The sequence below is a fragment of the Nitrospirae bacterium YQR-1 genome, assembly GCA_039908095.1.
GTDB lineage: Bacteria > Nitrospirota > Thermodesulfovibrionia > Thermodesulfovibrionales > Magnetobacteriaceae > Magnetomonas.
In genome coordinates this window covers 100,188-118,040 of sequence record JAMOBJ010000001.1, presented here as the reverse complement: position 1 = coordinate 118,040, position 17,853 = coordinate 100,188, and the positions used below count along the sequence as shown (strand labels likewise).

At 42.9% G+C, this 17,853-nt stretch carries 22 protein-coding genes; 10 read left to right on the top strand and 12 right to left on the bottom strand.

The genetic code is table 11. From position 1 onward, the window contains the following. The first annotated feature begins 92 nt into the window (after positions 1 to 92). The 9 genes from H7844_00605 to H7844_00565 all read left to right on the top strand — a co-directional run bounded on the left by H7844_00605 (position 93) and on the right by H7844_00565 (position 6,372). Positions 93 to 971 (top strand): Mu-like prophage major head subunit gpT family protein, encoded by an 879-nt coding sequence (locus H7844_00605; protein MEO5355783.1) that lies wholly within the window; start codon positions 93 to 95, stop codon positions 969 to 971. Between the two features lie 81 nt (positions 972 to 1,052). Then, complete coding sequence (locus H7844_00600) at positions 1,053 to 1,478, top strand: DUF1320 domain-containing protein (protein ID MEO5355782.1); 426 nt, start codon at positions 1,053 to 1,055, stop codon at positions 1,476 to 1,478. Between the two features lie 25 nt (positions 1,479 to 1,503). After that, complete coding sequence (locus H7844_00595) at positions 1,504 to 1,944, top strand: DUF1834 family protein (GenBank protein ID MEO5355781.1); 441 nt, start codon at positions 1,504 to 1,506, stop codon at positions 1,942 to 1,944. Then, positions 1,941 to 2,318, top strand: coding sequence for a hypothetical protein (locus tag H7844_00590; GenBank protein ID MEO5355780.1), 378 nt, complete (start codon positions 1,941 to 1,943; stop codon positions 2,316 to 2,318). Before H7844_00595 ends, H7844_00590 begins: the two co-directional genes overlap by 4 nt. Positions 2,319 to 2,329: 11 nt before the next feature. Continuing rightward, a complete protein-coding gene (locus tag H7844_00585; protein MEO5355779.1) occupies positions 2,330 to 4,453 on the top strand; it encodes a LamG domain-containing protein in 2,124 nt (707 codons plus the stop codon). 158 nt (positions 4,454 to 4,611) lie between these two features. Next, on the top strand, positions 4,612 to 4,869 hold the full coding sequence (locus tag H7844_00580) for a hypothetical protein (protein MEO5355778.1): 258 nt from the start codon (positions 4,612 to 4,614) through the stop codon (positions 4,867 to 4,869). Then, positions 4,869 to 5,093 (top strand): hypothetical protein, encoded by a 225-nt coding sequence (locus H7844_00575; GenBank protein ID MEO5355777.1) that lies wholly within the window; start codon positions 4,869 to 4,871, stop codon positions 5,091 to 5,093. The genes H7844_00580 and H7844_00575 overlap by 1 nt, the downstream gene beginning before the upstream one ends. A 15-nt stretch (positions 5,094 to 5,108) precedes the next feature. Next, entirely contained in the window at positions 5,109 to 5,285 is a 177-nt protein-coding gene (locus H7844_00570) for a hypothetical protein (GenBank protein MEO5355776.1), read from the top strand. Positions 5,286 to 5,433: 148 nt separating this feature from the next. Beyond that, a complete protein-coding gene (locus tag H7844_00565; GenBank protein MEO5355775.1) occupies positions 5,434 to 6,372 on the top strand; it encodes a hypothetical protein in 939 nt (312 codons plus the stop codon). A 235-nt stretch (positions 6,373 to 6,607) separates the two neighbouring features. On the opposite strand, the gene H7844_00560 is transcribed toward H7844_00565, so the two are convergent. The 11 genes from H7844_00560 to H7844_00510 all read right to left on the bottom strand — a co-directional run bounded on the left by H7844_00560 (position 6,608) and on the right by H7844_00510 (position 16,172). Then, positions 6,608 to 7,270 carry a hypothetical protein gene (locus H7844_00560; protein MEO5355774.1) on the bottom strand — a complete coding sequence of 221 codons (663 nt, stop codon included), beginning with the start codon at positions 7,268 to 7,270 and terminating at the stop codon, positions 6,608 to 6,610. Between the two features lie 81 nt (positions 7,271 to 7,351). Continuing rightward, positions 7,352 to 7,981 (bottom strand): phosphoribosylanthranilate isomerase, encoded by a 630-nt coding sequence (locus H7844_00555; GenBank protein MEO5355773.1) that lies wholly within the window; start codon positions 7,979 to 7,981, stop codon positions 7,352 to 7,354. Next, complete coding sequence (gene moaC / locus H7844_00550; GenBank protein MEO5355772.1) at positions 7,965 to 8,462, bottom strand: cyclic pyranopterin monophosphate synthase MoaC; 498 nt, start codon at positions 8,460 to 8,462, stop codon at positions 7,965 to 7,967. Before moaC ends, H7844_00555 begins: the two co-directional genes overlap by 17 nt. Then, positions 8,455 to 9,099, bottom strand: a complete 645-nt coding sequence (locus tag H7844_00545; GenBank protein MEO5355771.1) for a bifunctional precorrin-2 dehydrogenase/sirohydrochlorin ferrochelatase — start codon at positions 9,097 to 9,099, stop codon at positions 8,455 to 8,457. Before H7844_00545 ends, moaC begins: the two co-directional genes overlap by 8 nt. Position 9,100: 1 nt before the next feature. After that, complete coding sequence (gene bamD / locus H7844_00540; GenBank protein MEO5355770.1) at positions 9,101 to 9,841, bottom strand: outer membrane protein assembly factor BamD; 741 nt, start codon at positions 9,839 to 9,841, stop codon at positions 9,101 to 9,103. A 356-nt stretch (positions 9,842 to 10,197) separates the two neighbouring features. Further along, positions 10,198 to 10,620 carry a DsrE/DsrF/DrsH-like family protein gene (locus H7844_00535; protein MEO5355769.1) on the bottom strand — a complete coding sequence of 141 codons (423 nt, stop codon included), beginning with the start codon at positions 10,618 to 10,620 and terminating at the stop codon, positions 10,198 to 10,200. 15 nt (positions 10,621 to 10,635) lie between these two features. Next, positions 10,636 to 11,880 (bottom strand): hypothetical protein, encoded by a 1,245-nt coding sequence (locus H7844_00530; protein MEO5355768.1) that lies wholly within the window; start codon positions 11,878 to 11,880, stop codon positions 10,636 to 10,638. Between the two features lie 22 nt (positions 11,881 to 11,902). Then, positions 11,903 to 12,706, bottom strand: coding sequence for an outer membrane lipoprotein-sorting protein (locus H7844_00525; protein MEO5355767.1), 804 nt, complete (start codon positions 12,704 to 12,706; stop codon positions 11,903 to 11,905). 18 nt (positions 12,707 to 12,724) lie between these two features. Continuing rightward, positions 12,725 to 13,276 (bottom strand): YeeE/YedE family protein, encoded by a 552-nt coding sequence (locus H7844_00520; GenBank protein MEO5355766.1) that lies wholly within the window; start codon positions 13,274 to 13,276, stop codon positions 12,725 to 12,727. A 16-nt stretch (positions 13,277 to 13,292) separates the two neighbouring features. After that, positions 13,293 to 13,841: a YeeE/YedE family protein gene (locus H7844_00515; GenBank protein ID MEO5355765.1), complete on the bottom strand. Its 549-nt coding sequence runs from the start codon at positions 13,839 to 13,841 to the stop codon at positions 13,293 to 13,295. A gap of 12 nt (positions 13,842 to 13,853) precedes the next feature. Continuing rightward, positions 13,854 to 16,172: an MMPL family transporter gene (locus H7844_00510; GenBank protein ID MEO5355764.1), complete on the bottom strand. Its 2,319-nt coding sequence runs from the start codon at positions 16,170 to 16,172 to the stop codon at positions 13,854 to 13,856. 261 nt (positions 16,173 to 16,433) lie between these two features. On the opposite strand from H7844_00510, the gene H7844_00505 reads away from it, so the two are divergent. Next, complete coding sequence (locus H7844_00505; GenBank protein ID MEO5355763.1) at positions 16,434 to 16,610, top strand: hypothetical protein; 177 nt, start codon at positions 16,434 to 16,436, stop codon at positions 16,608 to 16,610. A gap of 109 nt (positions 16,611 to 16,719) precedes the next feature. Here the strand turns inward: H7844_00505 and H7844_00500 are convergent, their stop codons facing one another. Further along, positions 16,720 to 17,712: a lysophospholipid acyltransferase family protein gene (locus H7844_00500; GenBank protein MEO5355762.1), complete on the bottom strand. Its 993-nt coding sequence runs from the start codon at positions 17,710 to 17,712 to the stop codon at positions 16,720 to 16,722. Positions 17,713 to 17,853: the final 141 nt, after the last annotated feature.

Here is a 17,853-nt window from a genome sequence, read left to right as displayed (position 1 = left end):
AATGTTTCTATCCGTCATTGGCAGCGGAGCGAAGCAATCTCAGCCTTTTGCTTATGATAAAAAAAAATATAAACAAGGAGGATAACAAAGAAATGATACTAAACCAACAAACATTAGACGCTATATATCAGTCATTCAGCCTGATATTTGAAAACGCCTTTAACGGCATAGCACCGCTCTATCAGCGTGTTGCCATGACCGTACAGACACAAACCAAAGAGCAGAAGTACGGTTTTTTAGGGGCCTTCCCGCGTATGAGGGAGTGGGTTGGTGACCGGGTGCTGCAAAACCTGTCAACTCACGACTTTACAATCAAAAACAAAGACTTTGAAAGTACTATAGAGGTTGACCGTAACGATATAGAAGACGACAACCTTGGAATCTATAACCCCATAGTGCAGGAGTTTGCCCGTGTTGCAGCCACTCACCCGGATGAGTTGATCTTTGAGCTTTTTAAAGACGGCACTGTTAATGAGTGTTACGACGGTAAGGCATTCTTTGCAGCAGATCACAGAGTTAATAACAAGAGCGTCTCAAACTTTGCAGATGACAGCGGCACGCCGTGGTATCTGCTTGACTTATCCAGAGCAGTTAAACCCTTTGTGTTTCAAAGCCGCAGGGCGGTCGAATTTATCACCCTCGATGATCTTAAAGACTCTAATGCGTTTTTTAAACGTAAATACGTCTATGGCGTAGATGTCCGCTATAATGCCGGCTATGGATTATGGCAGCTGGCTTACAGATCGGAAAAAAGCCTGGACGCCACCAACTACTCCTCAGCCCGTTCAGCGATGATGCAATATACAGATGACTCAGGCAGACCTCTTGGTATAATGCCAAACTTGATGGTAGTGCCGCCGTCTCTGGAGGGTGAGGCGCGGGAGCTTTTACAGGCAGACAGGAACACATCAGGTGCTGCAAACGTTTGGAAAGGCACGACAGAGCTGCTGATAGTGCCCTGGCTGGGATAGTAGTGCAGCACAGCGGCAGAGCAACAGAACACTAATCCTTGCTACTGCTCTGTTGCTCTACTGCTCTCAAAGGAGGATTAAATGTACATAACGGCAACGGACATAACAGTAGTAATGCAAGTATCGGATGTTATAGCGCTCACTGATGACGGCGATATAGGGGTACAAAACACTGCTCTGATTGAGTCTGCTATTGTGCAAGCCGATAGTGTTATAGACAGTTATCTTGGCAGCCGTTATCAGTTACCGTTATCTATTGTGCCTGAGATTGTTAAATCCATTGCCGTTAGTGTCACAGTTTGGGTTTTGTGTCAAAGGGGTGCGTTTAATCCTACTGAAACACGCATCAAGGTTTACGATGACGCTATTAAGTTTTTAAAGGACATAGCAAAAGGAGTGGCCGGCTTAGGACTTGAGGAAAAGACAGCTAAAAATCCCGATTCCTCAAGCACTAACAAAACAACAAACGACAGGGTGTTTACCCAGGATACGCTTAAAGGTTTTTAGTGAACACGAGTGGACAGGGATAAAAATGCTTAAGATAGCGGAAATGGAAGCCATGATGTTAAATAAATTAGAGCTGATATCCGGCCTGAAAACTGTGGATATATACATCGGTAAGATAGAGGATGCTTTAAGCGGCAGTATGAAATTACCGGCAGCACTTTTGGTTTACAGCGGCGCTAAGGCCGATTTACAGACTGAGGGCGGCAGAGGACTTCTGTATAATGTGGACTTCCGCTTTACGGTTTTTATTGCTGGTAAAAGTCTAAAGAGCAGGAAGGAAGCCGGGGAAAGCATTAAGACAATCCTTGAGGATGTAAGAGGCTCTTTAAATGGACTGCAACAAGGCTCCGCCACTCTGATATGGGAGGAAGAGGGCTTAGAGGTTATGACAAAGACAGGAGTGGTAATTTACTCCCAGCATTATAAATGCAGGGAAGCACTAACAGCAAAGAGGAGTAACGTATGAGGAAAGTACCGGTATTAATACTGTTAATAATAGTTTTAGGATTGGCAACGCTATCCTTTGCCGATAGTTTTACTTTGTTTGAAAAAACTGCTACAGGTGCGGGAGCCGCTCAGTTATTAATCCAGCCGTTGAAAGACTGGACGTGTCAGGTAAACATATCCGCGGCGGCAGATAATGTGACAGTGGCCCTTGAGGGCGGCGTGACCGGCATTAGTTTCGGAGAGATGGTTAATCACGATTTTACGGCTGCTGAGCTTGCCAATAAAACGGCCTTCTTCAGCATCAACGGCACACCGGTTAAATACGTGCGCGGTAACCTGCTCTCTAACCCCGATAACGTGACGGTTAAGATGTCCTGTATCGGTGCGCAATAGGGAGGCGGGCGATGAAAAGATTATTTGCATTGGGCTGTGGTTGCGGCGTTTTTTTATCCGTCATTACGAGGAGCGTTAGCGACCAGGGGAATCCTCTTAAGGGGAGGGTAATCTCATCTGTTATTCACGTTTTAAGGCTGAGATTGCCACGCCTGCGGCTCGCAATGACGGTATTGCTATTGTTGTCAGGATTATTTACAGTATCAGCTTACGCCTGGCAAATAACCGGCGGCTGGCAGGGGGCTCCCACAGGCGCAGGCGGCGGCACAGCCACTTATAACACCTATTACTCATACACAACGACTGCCGCCGGAGATAACTTAACTACCGACAACATCACAGAGGGCGGTGTTAATAAGTATTGGCACAACTACCTGTTGTATCAGGGCTTAACAGGCAAATTATTTACCGACAACGTTACTGAGAGCGCCGGGTATCTCTACTACACCCCGGCACGGGCCAACGCTCAGGTTATGCCGCTTTTGACTGGATTGACCACCGATAATATCACGGAAGGCGCCACCGATAAATATTTTCATAACGCTTCCGTGTTTTCGGCCATAACCGGTAAGCTCTACTATGACAACATCACAGAGAGCCCGACCGTGCATCCCTTTAGCGATACCTACCGCAACTACCTTAACCAGAGCGTTACAAACACATCAAGCCCAACCTTTGTTGGTGTGACTTCAAATGCAACTACTACGGGCACCCTGTATGCCCAGGGCGCTGTCAATTTCTTAAGCAGCATAACTACGCCGCTTTCGGGCTATATGCACGCAACGCCCTCCGGCATTGTCACGGCGGCAGGGTTAACTCATGCTGACTTAGACGATACAACGATAACATCACCCGCAGCTAATCAGGTACTAACCTATAACGGCAGTAAGTGGGTAAATGCTGCGGCACAGGGTGGAGGAGGTGCTACGGTGACAATAGATAACTTTACTATTCAGCAGACCGGTGGAGGAGCTTTAAAAATCGCTGACAGGATAGAGCAAAACATCTTTTTAAATGCTCTGCGGATGGCGGCCAATGCATCAATGTCAATGTTTAATATGGTTGACGGCATAGTGGATAAGTTTAAAGATACAACAACGCTGGATAATGTCTCAGGCAGTGTGTCGTCTAATTATGTGTGGAGTTTGGGCGGCTATACAACGTCACAGGCGGTTGGAGGTGCAGATGCATATTCTAAGTTGTTGATTCATGCGGATGGTTCAGGGCAGACGTTTGTTGACAGCTCGCTAAGTCCTCATACAGTAACAGCTAACGGAGACGTCACGCAATCGGCGGTACAAAGTAAGTTTGGCGGAAAGAGCACTTATTTTGACGGTGCGGGAGATTATTTAACCGTACCGGATTCTAACGATTGGTATTTTGATACCGTGGATTTTACGGTAGATTTCTGGGTATATTTCAGCTCCTTTGGCACTAATTATCTTTTTGAGCAGTCAGGCGGTTTTGTAATAAACTGTACCGCTACATCCTGTCAAGTTTTTCTCGGTGACAGCTCCCCGCTAAACTTTACTGCTGATGTTACGACACTAAGCACCGGTCAGTGGTACCACATGGCGTTAGTGAGGAATGTAAACACATGGTACTATTTTGTTAATGGAGTGCCAAAAACAAAAACTCTACAAGGCGGCAGCTATAGCTCTGCTGCCCCTAACGGTACCGGAGATATGAAGATAGGCGGACACGCCGGTTTTTACCACACCGGTTATATGGATGAAATTCACATCTCAAAAGGAATAGCCCGCTGGACAACAGATTTTTCAGCCACACTGCCGTCATCTCCATGGGGTTTAGGCGGCAGCTACACAGACAATATGACACTGGTCTCAAAACCAACTGCAGCGCTGACAATTCCGGCAACAGCACGGTTTGGAGTGTTGCAGGAACAGCTTGACCCCGCCGCAGTTGTTAATACTGACTGGAAGGCATACGTCACAAGCGACAACGGTACTAACTGGAATCAAATAACTTTGGCCAAAGAGGGCATGTACAGCGATAACGTCACGATGTATTCCGGCTCCGTAAATCTGACAGGAGCCGGCACCGGTATGAGATGGAAGATTCAGACATGGAATAAACTTAACAAATTATTGGGGGTGTGGCATGTGTGGGATTAAGGGGGGCGACCGGCAGTCGTTCCCCAAGGGAAAAGATGAGATTGCTTCGCTTTGCTCGCAATGACGGCGGTGGGGGCAGTCGCAATGACAGCCTATTATTTCTATCTTTTCCGTCATTGCGAGCCGAAGGCGTGGCAATCTCAGAATTAGGAGGTGAAATGAATAAACACATAAGGTATCTAAGGGGAATCACCTTTAGGGGAGTGGAAATCACAATACTTATTGCCGCAGGGCTGTTAATCACGGCTTACGCATTTGCGGAGACGGAACGTATCGGCAAACCTGATGTTGTAACCGCCAAAAAAGCAAAGAAGGACGATATGAAAACACTGCTCAAAGACGCTAAGGACGCTTTCAGTGACCAGGCACAGCAAAAAATAATTGTAAAAATCATCAAAGAATTAGGAGGGGAATAATGAAGAGAATTCATTTCTTGCTTGTGGTATTAGCTTTAGTATGGGCGGTATTGGTTTGCGGTTGTGCCGGTATAGGGATGTCTGCCTCATCTGACAGCGACAATACCACGCTGGGGATTTTCGGCAGTATGCAAAACGGCTGCCGGTATGAGGTGACGGAGGTGCTTAATGAAAACGGCAGCCACCAGCAAGTCTGGGGCAAGATTAGTTGCGGGACTAATTAAAGGAAAAGGGGCTTTATGGATAAGTTAATTGAGGCAATTTTACAGCATCCCCGGACTTCCACGATGGGGGTCTTAATCATAGCTACTGTGATGGCGTTGCTTGCCGGTAAAATTGACAAAGACACGGCTATGGCAGTCATTGGGGTAATGTCTGCGGCGGGTTTGTTGGCCGCCAAAGACGGGGATAAATAGAAGGAGAGAATAATGCACAGTTACGGAAAGGTACAACTAACGGAAGAGGAAAAGTCCTGGTGGTATTATAAACTGGGCAAGAAATATGAACCAACATATGCAACCGGTGCCAATGAAAAGCCCTGGCACAAACAGGAGGTAGAGTAATATGCCGACATATGTAGAAAAGTCGTTTATAGGCTCAGGGGATTTATATTTAGACATTTTGGATAGCACCACAGGGGTTAAAACCGGCGAGTTTTTCCTTGGCAATGTTGCTGAATTTAAACTTGCCACACCGGAAATCAGCAAAGCAGAATTGAAATCTAAAATGAGAGAATCCTACGGTAAAGTGCTTAAATCCGTCATAACAGAGTTTAAACAGTCTCTAAGTTTTAGCCTGTCTGATTATACAAAGGAAAATCTCAAACTGGCCTTCATGGGTGATAATGAGGACTTAGCTCAGTCCTCCGGTTCTGTAACAGGCGAGTTGATGACGGCTCACTCCGGCAAGTATTCAAAGCTGATCTACAGAAACTTAAAGAGCTCCCCTGATGTGGTAGTTAAAGCTAATGCCTCAGGCACATGGGCGGCGGCTCACGCTTACGCACTGGGTGATATTGTAAAGCCTGCCGGTAGCAGTTACTTTTTTGAGGTGACCACAGCGGGGACATCGGACGATACGACTGAACCCACGTGGCCGACTGTTGTGGGTAATACGGTAGTAGATGGCACCGTGACATGGACATGCCGGAAATATACGTTTGTCAAGGACACCGATTATGAGGTGGATTATGAGATAGGACGCATATATGTGATAGAGAGCGGCGATATTGAGGATGGTCAAAGCCTCCTTGTGGATTACTCCTATGACTCACTAACCGGCAGCATAACCAATATATCGACAGAAAAGCAAATAGAGGCTTTTGTAAGGTTTATCGGCCTTGACAGAGCCAACAGCCGTAACTGTGAAGTGGAGCTTTTTAAAGTGGCTTTAACTCCAGGTGGTGATGTGGATTTAATCTCGGAAAAATTTACCACGCTTAATTTTAGTGGTGAGATACTTACTACAGATGCAGGTACAGGGCGGTTTTTGCTTAAGGATTGATATCTGCCGGTTTCCTCCGTAAGTAAAGCTGACAAGTACTTTTCGGCAGATAAGAGGGGCCAAGGCGGCCCCTCCCACCCCTCTGCATATAAAATATTACTTAATAATACCAAGTTGCATTCATTCGATTAACTTTGTTGGCTTCGTCAAAAGCTCCTCAACGTACGTAAAGTACGCCTGCGTCGCGTTCTCCTTGCTGCCTCGTTACTCTTTTGAATGCTACTTGGTATAACTGTTAGAATCCAAGCAAAATACTGCTGCTTCCCGGCCCTGAGGTGCTGTCATCCCCACAGAGATAACCGACCACATTACGCTTTGGCTGTGTAGTTCCCTGAAAACATGATATTATCACATTTTTACAGCTAGCTCCACCTGTGACAGTGGTTGTAAACTTCAATGTCCCACCATATGCTGTCAAACCTGTACCTGTTTCTGAAGCCAAATCCAAAGTCTCTACGCCAAGGCTTATAGTGGTACCGCTAAATGTTACCATTTTTGAAAGGCCGGCTCCAAGTGTGTCACCAAATGTTGTAGCGTTCCCTACCGGCTTTGTGGCTGCTGCGTTGACCGTGAAGGAGGTTGTAAGGGCGTTTGACGAAAAATTTGCTATGTAACAGTATGTGACATTATTCGTATGGGTGTGAAGATATGGTATATAATAAGACACCGTTCCCATAACTGTGCCGCCCCCTCCACCTGGTACAGTTGTTGTTGTTTGCCCGCCACCGCCTGCCGCCGTTGTTGTGGTTGTCATTCCTCCGCCCCCGGGCACCGTTGTTGTAGTCGTTAAATCACCTGGTGCCGTTGCTGCTGACTTTACAAAGACAGGACTAAAAAACAACATAGACATCATTAGTATCCCTACAAACAATATTGTGTATAAATCCCTTTTTCCCATGCCTTACCTCCTTTAAATTTTTTAAGTAATTGTATCATGATGCTGTGAAATTAATCAATGCTCCGACCATGTATTACCTTTTTAATCTGAAACTAATCGTGCTCTTTCAATAAACAGCCGCATTTTCTCATGGTCTTTTTTGCCTTTTTTTTCCTCCACGCCGGAACTTACATCAATCGCATAGGGATTAACCCATGTGACAGCCTCTTCAATGTTTTGCGGGGTAAGGCCGCCGGAAAGAATTATTTTCCCAAATTCCCTGGCATCCCGCGCTATGTCCCAGTTAAACACTGTGCCGCTGCCGCCATAGACTTCCTTTGTATATGTATCCAATAAAAAAGCATCTGCCTCATATGTCTTGAGTGTGTCAAGGTCTGTGAAGTTCCTTACTCTAAAGGCTTTTATGACCCTCTTTACATGGCGCTTCAGAGTGTTGCATAGTTGTGGTGTTTCATCTCCGTGAAGTTGTATAACATCAAGACTTGCTTGCTCATATATTCTCAGGATTTTATCCATGTCCTCATTAACAAATACACCCACTGTCAACACAAAAGGTGGAAGCTGTTCTATGATTTCTCTTGCCATGGCGATTGTCACAGCTCTTGGACTTTTTTCATAAAAAACAAAGCCAAGAGCATCAGCGCCTAATTTACAGGCTAAAAGAGCGTCTTGAAGATTTGTTATGCCGCATATTTTAATCTTTAATGCCATGGTGTGACTCCCTTTTAAAAGTTCCGCTCTTACCCCCTCGTTTCTCAACCAGCAACACGTCTGAGATAACCATATCTTTATCCACAGCTTTACACATATCATATACGGTAAGGGCGGCGACTGCCACTGCAGTGAGTGCTTCCATCTCAACACCGGTTTGCCCTGAGGTTTTCACCTCTGCAAAAATTTGTACTTCAGACTTAGCCTGATTTACATTAAACTCAATACTTACACCGGTTATCATCAATGGATGACACAGAGGTATAAGATGAGGAGTTTGCTTTGAGGCCATAATTCCCGCCAGACGTGATACTGCAAACACATCACCCTTTGCCAACTCTTTATTTACAATAAGGTTTAGTGTTTCATGTCTCATCTTGAGGGTTGCACTTGCAAGGGCAAAACGGCCGGTAACTACCTTCTCGGTTACATCAACCATACGGGCAGCTCCGTTTTCATCAAAATGGGTTAAATCACTCATGGCTGCCACTGCCGTGTAACGACAAAATCCCGCATAGTTGCTCTTTTAACTCCTCGATACAGCCTGCACGGATTTTATCAACGCAATCCTTGCCACCGGCACTGCTTAAGAGCTGCCGCCTCAGAGCAGAGTCTGACACTGTAGTAAGAGTCTTGTGTCTGAATTCTTTCAAAAATTCCAGATAAGCGGCAAAATCCTCAGAGTATAAGGTTTGAACCTCTTCCTTGACGGTTTTGGCAAGAGCAGGACTTATGCCCTGTGTTGATATGGCAAATGTTAAAGCACCGCGATTAACCGTGGAGGGTACTATAAAATTACCGTATTCTTTATCACCTCCTGCTACATTTATCAGACCATTAAAGTTCTCGCAGAGCCTGTTGTTTAAACTTATGTCATCTGTTGCAGCAATCACTAAGAATGCCTCCGTGAGGTCCCCCTCTTTATATAACCGGGGTATATGATTGATTTTACCTTCTGCCCTGAGTAATTCTAAAACAGGCGTCAGAGCCGGGCTTATAACGGTAACATCCGCTCCAGCCTCTGTAAGTGTTATCACCTTCCTCTGCCCAACATCGCCGCCGCCTAAAACAATACATTTTTTCCCTTTTACTGAAACGAAAATCGGATAGAAATCCACTTTACTTTAGCTTGGCGAGTCTGGCCCTTGCGTCTTTAATAATTTTCTTGTCTGTAGAGGTATCTATTGTTTTTTGAAAATACTCTTTAGCCAACGGTGTATTTTTAAGTCCCTCGTATGACAATGCTAAATTGTAATACAGGGTTGACTTATTGGTAAAATCAGGGTATTTTTGAAGCACAATATTAAAACGTTCCAAAGCCGCATGGAATGATTCTTTCTCAAGGTAAAAAGAACCAACATAAAACTCGTGTTCTGCCAGGATGTTTTTACATTTTTGAATTCTCAGGGCGATTATTTCGCGGTAGGGATTCCGTGGAAACATTTCCGATAATTTGTTGAACTCTTTTATAGCATTGTCGGCAGCCCTGAATCCTCTGTCCGGTCCCTCTATCTGATTAAACGTGAGGGTTGCTATCATGTACTGTGCGTAGGGGGCATTCTTATTATCGGGGTAAAGGCGCAGGAATTTCCTGTATTCTGTTATTGCAAGCTCTACTTCAGCTTCTTTTGAGTATGATTCAGCTATCTTTAACTGGGCTGCAGGTGCATAATCTGTTGCACTGTCACGATTGGTTATCTCTGTGAGAAGTATCCTTCCCTCCTCGTAATCCTTATCCTCAATTAGCGCGAGAGCCTTGGCGTAGGTTTCCTTTGGCTCCGTGTATGTTGGCTTGACCTCTTTCTTTGAACAGGACAGCACAAATAACACCGCTAATATGAATACTATCGTTGTCTTCATTTTCAACACCTGTATATTTAATATTTTATTGGACAGTTTAGTCAACTGTTTTTTTCATTATTCATCCTGAAAATCCGTTATTATTTTTTATTTCTGTTGCAAACCTGTTGAGACACAACAAATTAATAGCTTCTCATACCAAGTAGCCTTCAATCGTCTAACTTCGTTGGCATCGTCACAAGCTCCGGGGCGTAGTCTCCTAAAGGGGAATCAGGGGAGGTGTCGCTTGTTCCCGGCCGCCTGTGTTTACTTCTGAATTAAAATTGGAATTAGCAGTTTGAGATGACGGAAAAGAGTGAGGCGCCCCGCAGTAGTGGGCAGCGCCTTTTACTTAAATTCCTTTTCTGTAAAAAAACTTAAAATGTTAAATTCATATCTGCTTTTATAACTATTTCTTTGTAATACGTAGCAGGGTCGGCAAGTTCCACACCTTCTACAAAATCATCTTTTTTCATTCCAAATAAAGGGACATTCAAAGGACATGCTAACATTTTAGCACCTTCCATGTTTAACATGACAAGTAGATCCTCAACAGACGGCAGATTCATTTCCTCCATTCTTTCCATTACAGCATCAGCTATATCTTTGGGTTGATCGGTAAGACACCTAAGATCATTTACCTTGTCCTTATGGATTGCATTAACACCGCGTGAACCAAAAAAAATCGTTACCCTTGAGCCTTCCCTCAAAAGACTCAAAGCTGTCATTAGTGCGTTATAGACCTGGCACAACTCGTCGTGAAAACACATAATAGATGCATTCTTAATAATCTTTTCCATTGCTACCTCCTTCGGTTAAAATTCGTATCTTAACTGAACATACACGTTATCATTTTTATCAAACTGGCCGAACTGAGTCCACTTCTTTTGGCCGCCAAAGACATTTGCTCCTACCGCCGCCCATATATGATCTGTAAAGTTATACTTTATCTCAGGATTAATTAAATAATCGTTGTCTGAGATTCCCCAAAAAGAAAAAAACGAAAGTCTTAACGTTTGATGCAAGAGAATTTGTGTAAGTCTGACGGATATCAGGTTTTTTAGTTGCTTTTCCTTAGGATAACCTTCCACAAGGGTTTTCTCGTATTCTGAGTAATCATTCATATATTCACAATAATACTGCAAACCTGCCGTGAAATCCTCCCAGAGCTGCTTTTGATAACCTGCTAAAAATTTTGTCTGCGAATTAGGCGTCATTAGATCAGTCCCTCCCCTGTCGTCCACTGAGTCATAGTAACCTGCCTCAAAACTTAAAATACCATCCAACCCCATCGTCTGTAAACTCATCCCATATGTCGTAAGTCGGGGATAAATTAGAGTCATTTGGTTGTCGGATGACAAAGATGGTTGTCTGTAAAAACCATGGTAATAGTATAACGATATATCTGTGCCTGAGATATTTTTGTAAAGTCTGAAAGCTAATTCCGTGTTTTTAAGTGATATCACAGGCTTTTCCTCATCTCTTTTTACCGAATCATACATCTGGAACCGTTCAGGGTCAGGGTAACTGTTTGGCTCAAAAAAAGGTATGACCACAACATCAAGAGAAGCAAAATCGGGATATAGTCCAATTTTTACACCATCAATACCCTTTTTCATATACTCCATAGGATACCCGGAAAAAAAGGCGTTGTAGTTTTTAGGAAAAACATCGTTAATGAAAATAAGATCGCCAACTCCCCATGTTATTATCTGTCTGCCCACTCTTGAATCCCAGTGCTGAGTAACATAGTCAAAGTAGAGCTCTCTTACATCAATATCTCCTTTTTTAACAACATTATCGAGGTATGTGTCTGTTTTGATAAAGAACTTAAACGGCTCTTTTTTTACGGCTAATTTTAATTGAAATCTCTCATCGGCCAACTTGAAATCGCCGCCGTCAGGATTTGCATTCAGGCCGCCGGAGTAATTACCCTGAAAAAACCCGTTAACAGAGATATCCGATGCGGCAACATTTTTGGACAACAACAAAATGTTTATAAAGGCTAAACAATATAAACACCATGTAAGTTTCAACTTATAACGATTTGTGCCAACCATTTTCTATCTCCTACGGTATCATTTATTCAATCAACTTCTGAGGAGGCTGTTTGAGGTAACGCTCAGAAAACAAATTATCCTCAATGCCGATATTGTAATTGGTTTTTGTAAGGACGACCTCTGTTTTGTGTCCGCTTGAGAGGTTTTTCATTGTTCTTTTTATAACGGTTGGAAAGCCGTCTATGATTTTAATTTCATCTGCCGTATAGATTTTATAAAGTTCCCCTTTTCTATCAAAATACTCCTCCTTCAGAGGGACAAATGTGTCCTTGTCTATGTATGAAAGTTTGTAACTATAATCTCCGCCTGGGAATCTGGGAGTACTTTTGATAACAAAACAATCTCTGTTTTCATTTCCTATCGGCAAGGTTCTGCCGGCTTCTTTGATTTCGTGCGTATCGTCTTCAACATCCCTCCCTGAAATATCCTCATACGTGAAATCTGAACCGGCAAAACTTGAATGTTTATCCTGAGCCGAAATTCTCTTTACCATGTTTACCGCCGGTATAAACAGCCACCTGTCATCATCCTTTGCAGGATACTTGTAAACCATAAAAGTCATATCTTTAACATCAGCCGGTTGAAAGAAATACATAAAAATTTTCTGTTGACCGCCCGTATCTCCATAGTTTTTTCTTATCATCGTTAGTTCCCTTATTCTTCCCTGGCCGCTGCCGCCGATTAATTTCATAGAAACCCTTGTTTTAAAATCCTGCCCCTTATAGAAGAAAACAGCCTGTGATTCCTTTACTATTTCCTCAGGTGTAAGCGCAAATACATCTAATGGTAAAATAATTATAAGAAGAATAATGAGTTTTTTTATCATCTCCGACCTCCGTATTATTTATATTTGTACATCATTAGCTTTTTTTCTTTCCAGAAAAAATAATCCTCCTAAAAAGAATAAGACAAGAATTTCTAACAGAACTATACCGGTAAAATATTCTACTCCGACCTGTTGGTAAATGGTAAGCTCTCTGGGTTCATCAAACCGTAAACCCAAACCACCCATTACCGGTAGAATTTTCTCTGCAATACAAGAGGCAATTAATACTCCCAATATCCCCAAAAGAGCTAAGTATTTTCCTGTTCCGGCTCGTCCCACACACGTACCAGGGCACATGCCAAGCAGGCCCATGCCTATACCGAAAATACCACCGCCTATGACATGAGAGAGCCCCCAGTATGGCCTGATTCCTACTTCTACATTAACTCCAAATAGTTTAAACAGGATGATACCGAACACAACCGTTGCCAGAGCTGTCATCATAAATCCGTATAGGCGGAAGTCCTTAAGAAGTAAAGCGCCAACTACCACCGAGTACCTCAAAGCCCCTGCCTTCCACAGCGCAAGGCCAAACAAAAAACCTATTATTAAACCGGAAACCATATCCATTTATCATTTCCTCCCTTTAATCGTCATTATATGACAGATTGCCTACTTTCTTATCTTTGCCTAAGTAAAGCAGGTTTGCTGTCAGTATTGCAGCGCCAAAAAAGGAGACGCTTGTTACAATGCTGCCTACAGACAGTGTGGGTACTCCCGTAAGAAATGCTCCTGTAGTGCATCCTCCGCCAATGTTGGCCCCAACGCCTAATAAAACACCTCCGCCAAAAACAACCACACCTCGTTTCCATACACTGCGGCTAAAGGCCCTGCCCCATAGTGCCGTTACCCCGTGCAGCCGAAAGGTATCGGAGAGCTTCGATGCTGCAAAAGCCCCCAGCATTATGCCGCCAAGCATTGAAACCATCCACGTATCGCTGCCCCTGATCTCTCCGATAAATGATGTACCCGCTAAGTAATCAGGGTTAACAATATTAACTATCTTTCTCACAAGTGCTACAAATGCTCCAGCTATAGCAAGGTTTTTAGAAAGCGTCATGGCAGCTAAAATAGAAACTCCGGCTAAAATCCCTGCCATTGACCAGTGCCATTGGCTTTTCAATATCTTTTTCACTTTACCCTCCCTCTACCGAAATAACCATTTTCTTAATAAAATGATAAGAGCCGGCAGATAAATAATTGTTAATACACAACTTAAACTCATCATGCTTACAATAAAAACTCCCACGGTAACATAAGGCGTAAGGGGTGCAAATATCATAACGGAAAAAGCTGCGGCAAAGAGCACTGCGTTGCGAAGTATCCCTTTACCAGGTCTTGAGGCGCTCCAGAGCAAAGAATCGGTTAAAATCTCCTTAGTATAATCTTTTTCGGCGCTGGAAATTTGCATTTCAGCCAACCTCTGTCTGAACCGGCTAATGAAATGGATGGCAAAATCTACCGCCATGCCAAGACTTAAACAACTCATCACAGAAATCGGCATATCAAAGTCTTTACCAATAAAGCCTAAAACTCCATATATAAAAGTGATTGTAAAAAGCAGAGGAATATATCCGATTATTGCCCATTTTATGGAGCGAAAGTTAAAGGCAAGAATCACCAAAACGGCTATTAAGGCTAAAATAAATCCTTTAACCATATCCCAGAGCACCTCATTATTCCAGATGAGATTAAAATAAGCGATGCCTGCCGGCCTGAACTCCAAAGATATTGGATTGGCCTTTTTGTACTCATCTACCGCCCTTATAACATCACTCATTGCCTGTGCATCCCAGGTTTTTAGCTGTACCCATATGTTGGCTCTTCTAAAGGGATAGTCAACGACATTGTTAAGATCAGATGGTTTTGCCGACATGCTAAACAAAAACAAATACTGCCCAATTGTCGCCTTTGTATTGGGTACTGAGTTATATACAGGGTTATCATCATGAAGTACCCGGTTAATTGTTTTTACATAATCAACGACAGAACTTGTTTTACCAACAACAGAGAGCTTTTCCATGTGCCTTTGCAGACCTTCCATGTAGCGCATTACCTCCGGATTTTTAATGAAATCGTCCTCCTTTGATTCGGCCACAATATATCCTAATGATGTGCCTCCGAGCGATTTATTAATTATCGTATCGGCGGTACGAACATCGCTGGTTTTCTTAAACCATTCCACCATGTTGTTGTTAACACGTATCTTCGTTATCCCTATAATGGCTACTAACAGAAGTATCAACCCCACAGCAACTGTACTCTTTGCCTCACCGGCACCAAAACTTGCCAGAGCCCTCAGAAATTGAGAAGTACCACTGACTGCTATGTCTTCTTTCTTTGATGCCTCCTCTATGTGTTGTTCTTTTACAAAGGTAAACATGGCAGGGATAAAACTGAAACTGAGTACCCTTAAGAGAACCGTACCTAAAACCAAAACACCACCAAAAATTTTTACAGGAATAATATTCATAAATAGAAGTACGCCAAATCCAGCTGCTGTTGCTAATGCAGTATATTTAACCGGTTGAGCTACAGCCTGCATAGTTTCAAGTATTGCAGCCTTTTTGTCTTTCTTTTCTTTGTAGCGGAAATAAAATTCATTAAAGATATGGATACTGTCAGTGGCAACCGCCATTAAAAATACAGGAGCCATTGAACTCATAATATGGATAGGAAATCCGAGAGCTATCAAAGCTCCCATGCTCCACACAATTGTAATCATCGCATCCATCATCAGCGTGGCTGAGAGAAAAAAGTCCCTAAACATGAGATATCTCAAAGTAAACATAAGCATTCCTGCAATGGGAGCAAAAATTGCCATTAGTTTAAACATCTCTACACCAAAGGTGTCTCTTACAACAGGGTCACCGGCTACATAGTATTTTTCCGGGCCGCCTTCCAGTTTAACTATCTCTCTGAGCTTATCAGCTATCTCTTTTCCATTTGCTCCTTTCTCAAGGGGTATATATATGGCAGTGGCCTTTTCATCCTTTGATACAATGCGGTTAATAAAGACAGGGTTTTCAAATAGACTCTTTCTGATAGAAGCTATCTCCGGTTCGGTTTTTGGAATATCCACCATTAAAGGAGCGACTTTTAAAATACCTTTGTCTGCCGTCACATTGGTAATAGTTGAGAGACTGTTGACATCCCTTGCCGCAACTCCTTTAGTTTTGACTATTTCGTCGCTTATCCTATAGATTTTTCCAAGACTTTCTTTGTTTAAGATACCGTTTTCATTTACTACCCCCAGGACAATCATATCCTCGTAAAGGCCAAATGTTTTATCTACCTCAGTATTCCACATCCTGACGTCAGATGTTGCAGGGAGCATATGTTTTGGATTGGTGTCGGTTTTTATTTTAGGAAACTGTGTAATAAAGGCTATAGTAATGAGTAACGTCAGGGTAACAACTATTTTGGGATGTTTAACAGAGAACTCGACAAGAAACAGTTTTTTCATACAATGCCTCCATAATAGAAGATAACTAATATATGCTATTATTAATATATTCGAATGTTTGAATATTGTCAAGTGTTTTTTTGAGATAATAATTTGAGCAATTTTTTTTGTTCTTTTGATTGGGTTAGTAAGCCGGCATAGTTTCTGCGTTGGATTTCCGGTCCGTATTTACATCTGTATGTTCTATTTTGTATAATAAAATCAGCAGAGGCGTATTCTATGATTGTTAACCCGCTTATATAAGGTAAGGAGGAAAACATTATGGACGCTAAAACTATTTGCCCGGAGTGTAAGGGAAAAACGGTAATTGCCGGCGAAACCGTCTGCAATATGGAGTGGAGAGCTAATAAATCTGACGACGCACTGGAGGATTGCATAACCGAACCCGAAAAGGAATGCCCAACGTGCCATGGTACAGGATTTGCTTTATGTGCTTAACTATTTATGCCTGATGAAGGCTCCTCATCTTTCGATATTATACATCGAAAGATGAGGTATCATGTAAGAGCAGGCAATTAACGTTGAACGTATTTGTCAGTGGCGGTTGTCAGGCTTTTTTATAATCATTGAAAAAAGGATGGTCATCCCACCACGCTTTCATCCTCATCTCATAAAGAAAATATGCAAAGTGCTCCGGATGCTGCCTGACGTATTTGGTTAAAACAATCAGATACTTATCCAGCAGGGTCTCCGGAGTGTCTTCTTTTGAAATATTTATGGAAGGCTCCGCCACCATTTCGGCCACACCATCCTTTTTGTCAACGAGGAACACCGGCAAGAGTGCCGCCCCTGTTTTAATGGCAAGTTTGAAGGGAGATATATTAAAGTTGGCTCTACGGCCTAAAAATCCGGCCTCACACCACTTTCTGCCGCCACGCCCGGTTGCAGGAAACAGTATGACCTCATTTCTCTGCAAAGAGAGCATTATTTCCCTCATAGACATGTTCCTCAGACCGTACTTGTCTTCAAGGGGAATACCGGCGTTTATAAAAGTCACCGGCATAAGTTTTTCAACGGCATGAAACTTGGCATTATTAGCGTACCAGACAAAGCCCCTTCTTGCCACAGTCGGCGGCTCCCCCTGAATGGCTACCTGGCTTACCTTATATCCCCTGTACCCAAGCGCAGGCATTATCAGCATAAAGGGGCCGAAATGCGGATTTAATAGTATAGCCCCTTTGTTTTTTGTTAGTGCCTCTTCAAGGTGTACTAACCCTGTTGCCGTAATATAGGTTTCAACATTGCCGCTGTTGATTTTCCTTAAGTAGCAGAGTTTTGCCCATGAGTTTAGCTGCGTTTGAAATGCAATATGTAATATTTCACGTAAGTTTTCAGTGCCGTCTATTAATCCCGATTTATAAAGCTCCTCAAGCGTAACTAGCTTGCGTTTCCTGCTTGAGGCCATTTGCAACCTTGCTAAAAAAGACATTATCGTATTTATAACAAACGGAGGCAGTTCAGAGAAAACAACTCTCAGATACTTCCAGTAAAGCCACTTTAAAAAACCAGCAGGATTTAAATAACCTTTTAGTGTTTGCACAATACCCATTTCGTAATATTTTATAACAAAAATTAAACCAAATTGCAATGAAAAAATAATTTATATGCAGAAAAAACTGTTTTACGTACACATAGGGATTGACAGCAAGAGATGTGTAGATATAGCATATAGGTGAGAAAA

Excerpts from the sequence above, each read along its gene's own strand:
- H7844_00605 (MEO5355783.1), top strand. The coding sequence starts at position 93 with ATGATACTAAACCAACAAACATTAGACGCTATATATCAGTCATTCAGC.
- H7844_00600 (MEO5355782.1), top strand. The coding sequence starts at position 1,053 with ATGTACATAACGGCAACGGACATAACAGTAGTAATGCAAGTATCGGAT.
- H7844_00595 (MEO5355781.1), top strand. The coding sequence starts at position 1,504 with ATGCTTAAGATAGCGGAAATGGAAGCCATGATGTTAAATAAATTAGAG.
- H7844_00590 (MEO5355780.1), top strand. The coding sequence starts at position 1,941 with ATGAGGAAAGTACCGGTATTAATACTGTTAATAATAGTTTTAGGATTG.
- H7844_00585 (MEO5355779.1), top strand. The coding sequence starts at position 2,330 with ATGAAAAGATTATTTGCATTGGGCTGTGGTTGCGGCGTTTTTTTATCC.
- H7844_00580 (MEO5355778.1), top strand. The coding sequence starts at position 4,612 with ATGAATAAACACATAAGGTATCTAAGGGGAATCACCTTTAGGGGAGTG.
- H7844_00575 (MEO5355777.1), top strand. The coding sequence starts at position 4,869 with ATGAAGAGAATTCATTTCTTGCTTGTGGTATTAGCTTTAGTATGGGCG.
- H7844_00570 (MEO5355776.1), top strand. The coding sequence starts at position 5,109 with ATGGATAAGTTAATTGAGGCAATTTTACAGCATCCCCGGACTTCCACG.
- H7844_00565 (MEO5355775.1), top strand. The coding sequence starts at position 5,434 with ATGCCGACATATGTAGAAAAGTCGTTTATAGGCTCAGGGGATTTATAT.
- H7844_00560 (MEO5355774.1), bottom strand. The coding sequence starts at position 7,270 with ATGGGAAAAAGGGATTTATACACAATATTGTTTGTAGGGATACTAATG.
- H7844_00555 (MEO5355773.1), bottom strand. The coding sequence starts at position 7,981 with ATGGCATTAAAGATTAAAATATGCGGCATAACAAATCTTCAAGACGCT.
- moaC (MEO5355772.1), bottom strand. The coding sequence starts at position 8,462 with ATGAGTGATTTAACCCATTTTGATGAAAACGGAGCTGCCCGTATGGTT.
- bamD (MEO5355770.1), bottom strand. The coding sequence starts at position 9,841 with ATGAAGACAACGATAGTATTCATATTAGCGGTGTTATTTGTGCTGTCC.
- H7844_00535 (MEO5355769.1), bottom strand. The coding sequence starts at position 10,620 with ATGGAAAAGATTATTAAGAATGCATCTATTATGTGTTTTCACGACGAG.
- H7844_00530 (MEO5355768.1), bottom strand. The coding sequence starts at position 11,880 with ATGGTTGGCACAAATCGTTATAAGTTGAAACTTACATGGTGTTTATAT.
- H7844_00525 (MEO5355767.1), bottom strand. The coding sequence starts at position 12,706 with ATGATAAAAAAACTCATTATTCTTCTTATAATTATTTTACCATTAGAT.
- H7844_00520 (MEO5355766.1), bottom strand. The coding sequence starts at position 13,276 with ATGGATATGGTTTCCGGTTTAATAATAGGTTTTTTGTTTGGCCTTGCG.
- H7844_00510 (MEO5355764.1), bottom strand. The coding sequence starts at position 16,172 with ATGAAAAAACTGTTTCTTGTCGAGTTCTCTGTTAAACATCCCAAAATA.
- H7844_00505 (MEO5355763.1), top strand. The coding sequence starts at position 16,434 with ATGGACGCTAAAACTATTTGCCCGGAGTGTAAGGGAAAAACGGTAATT.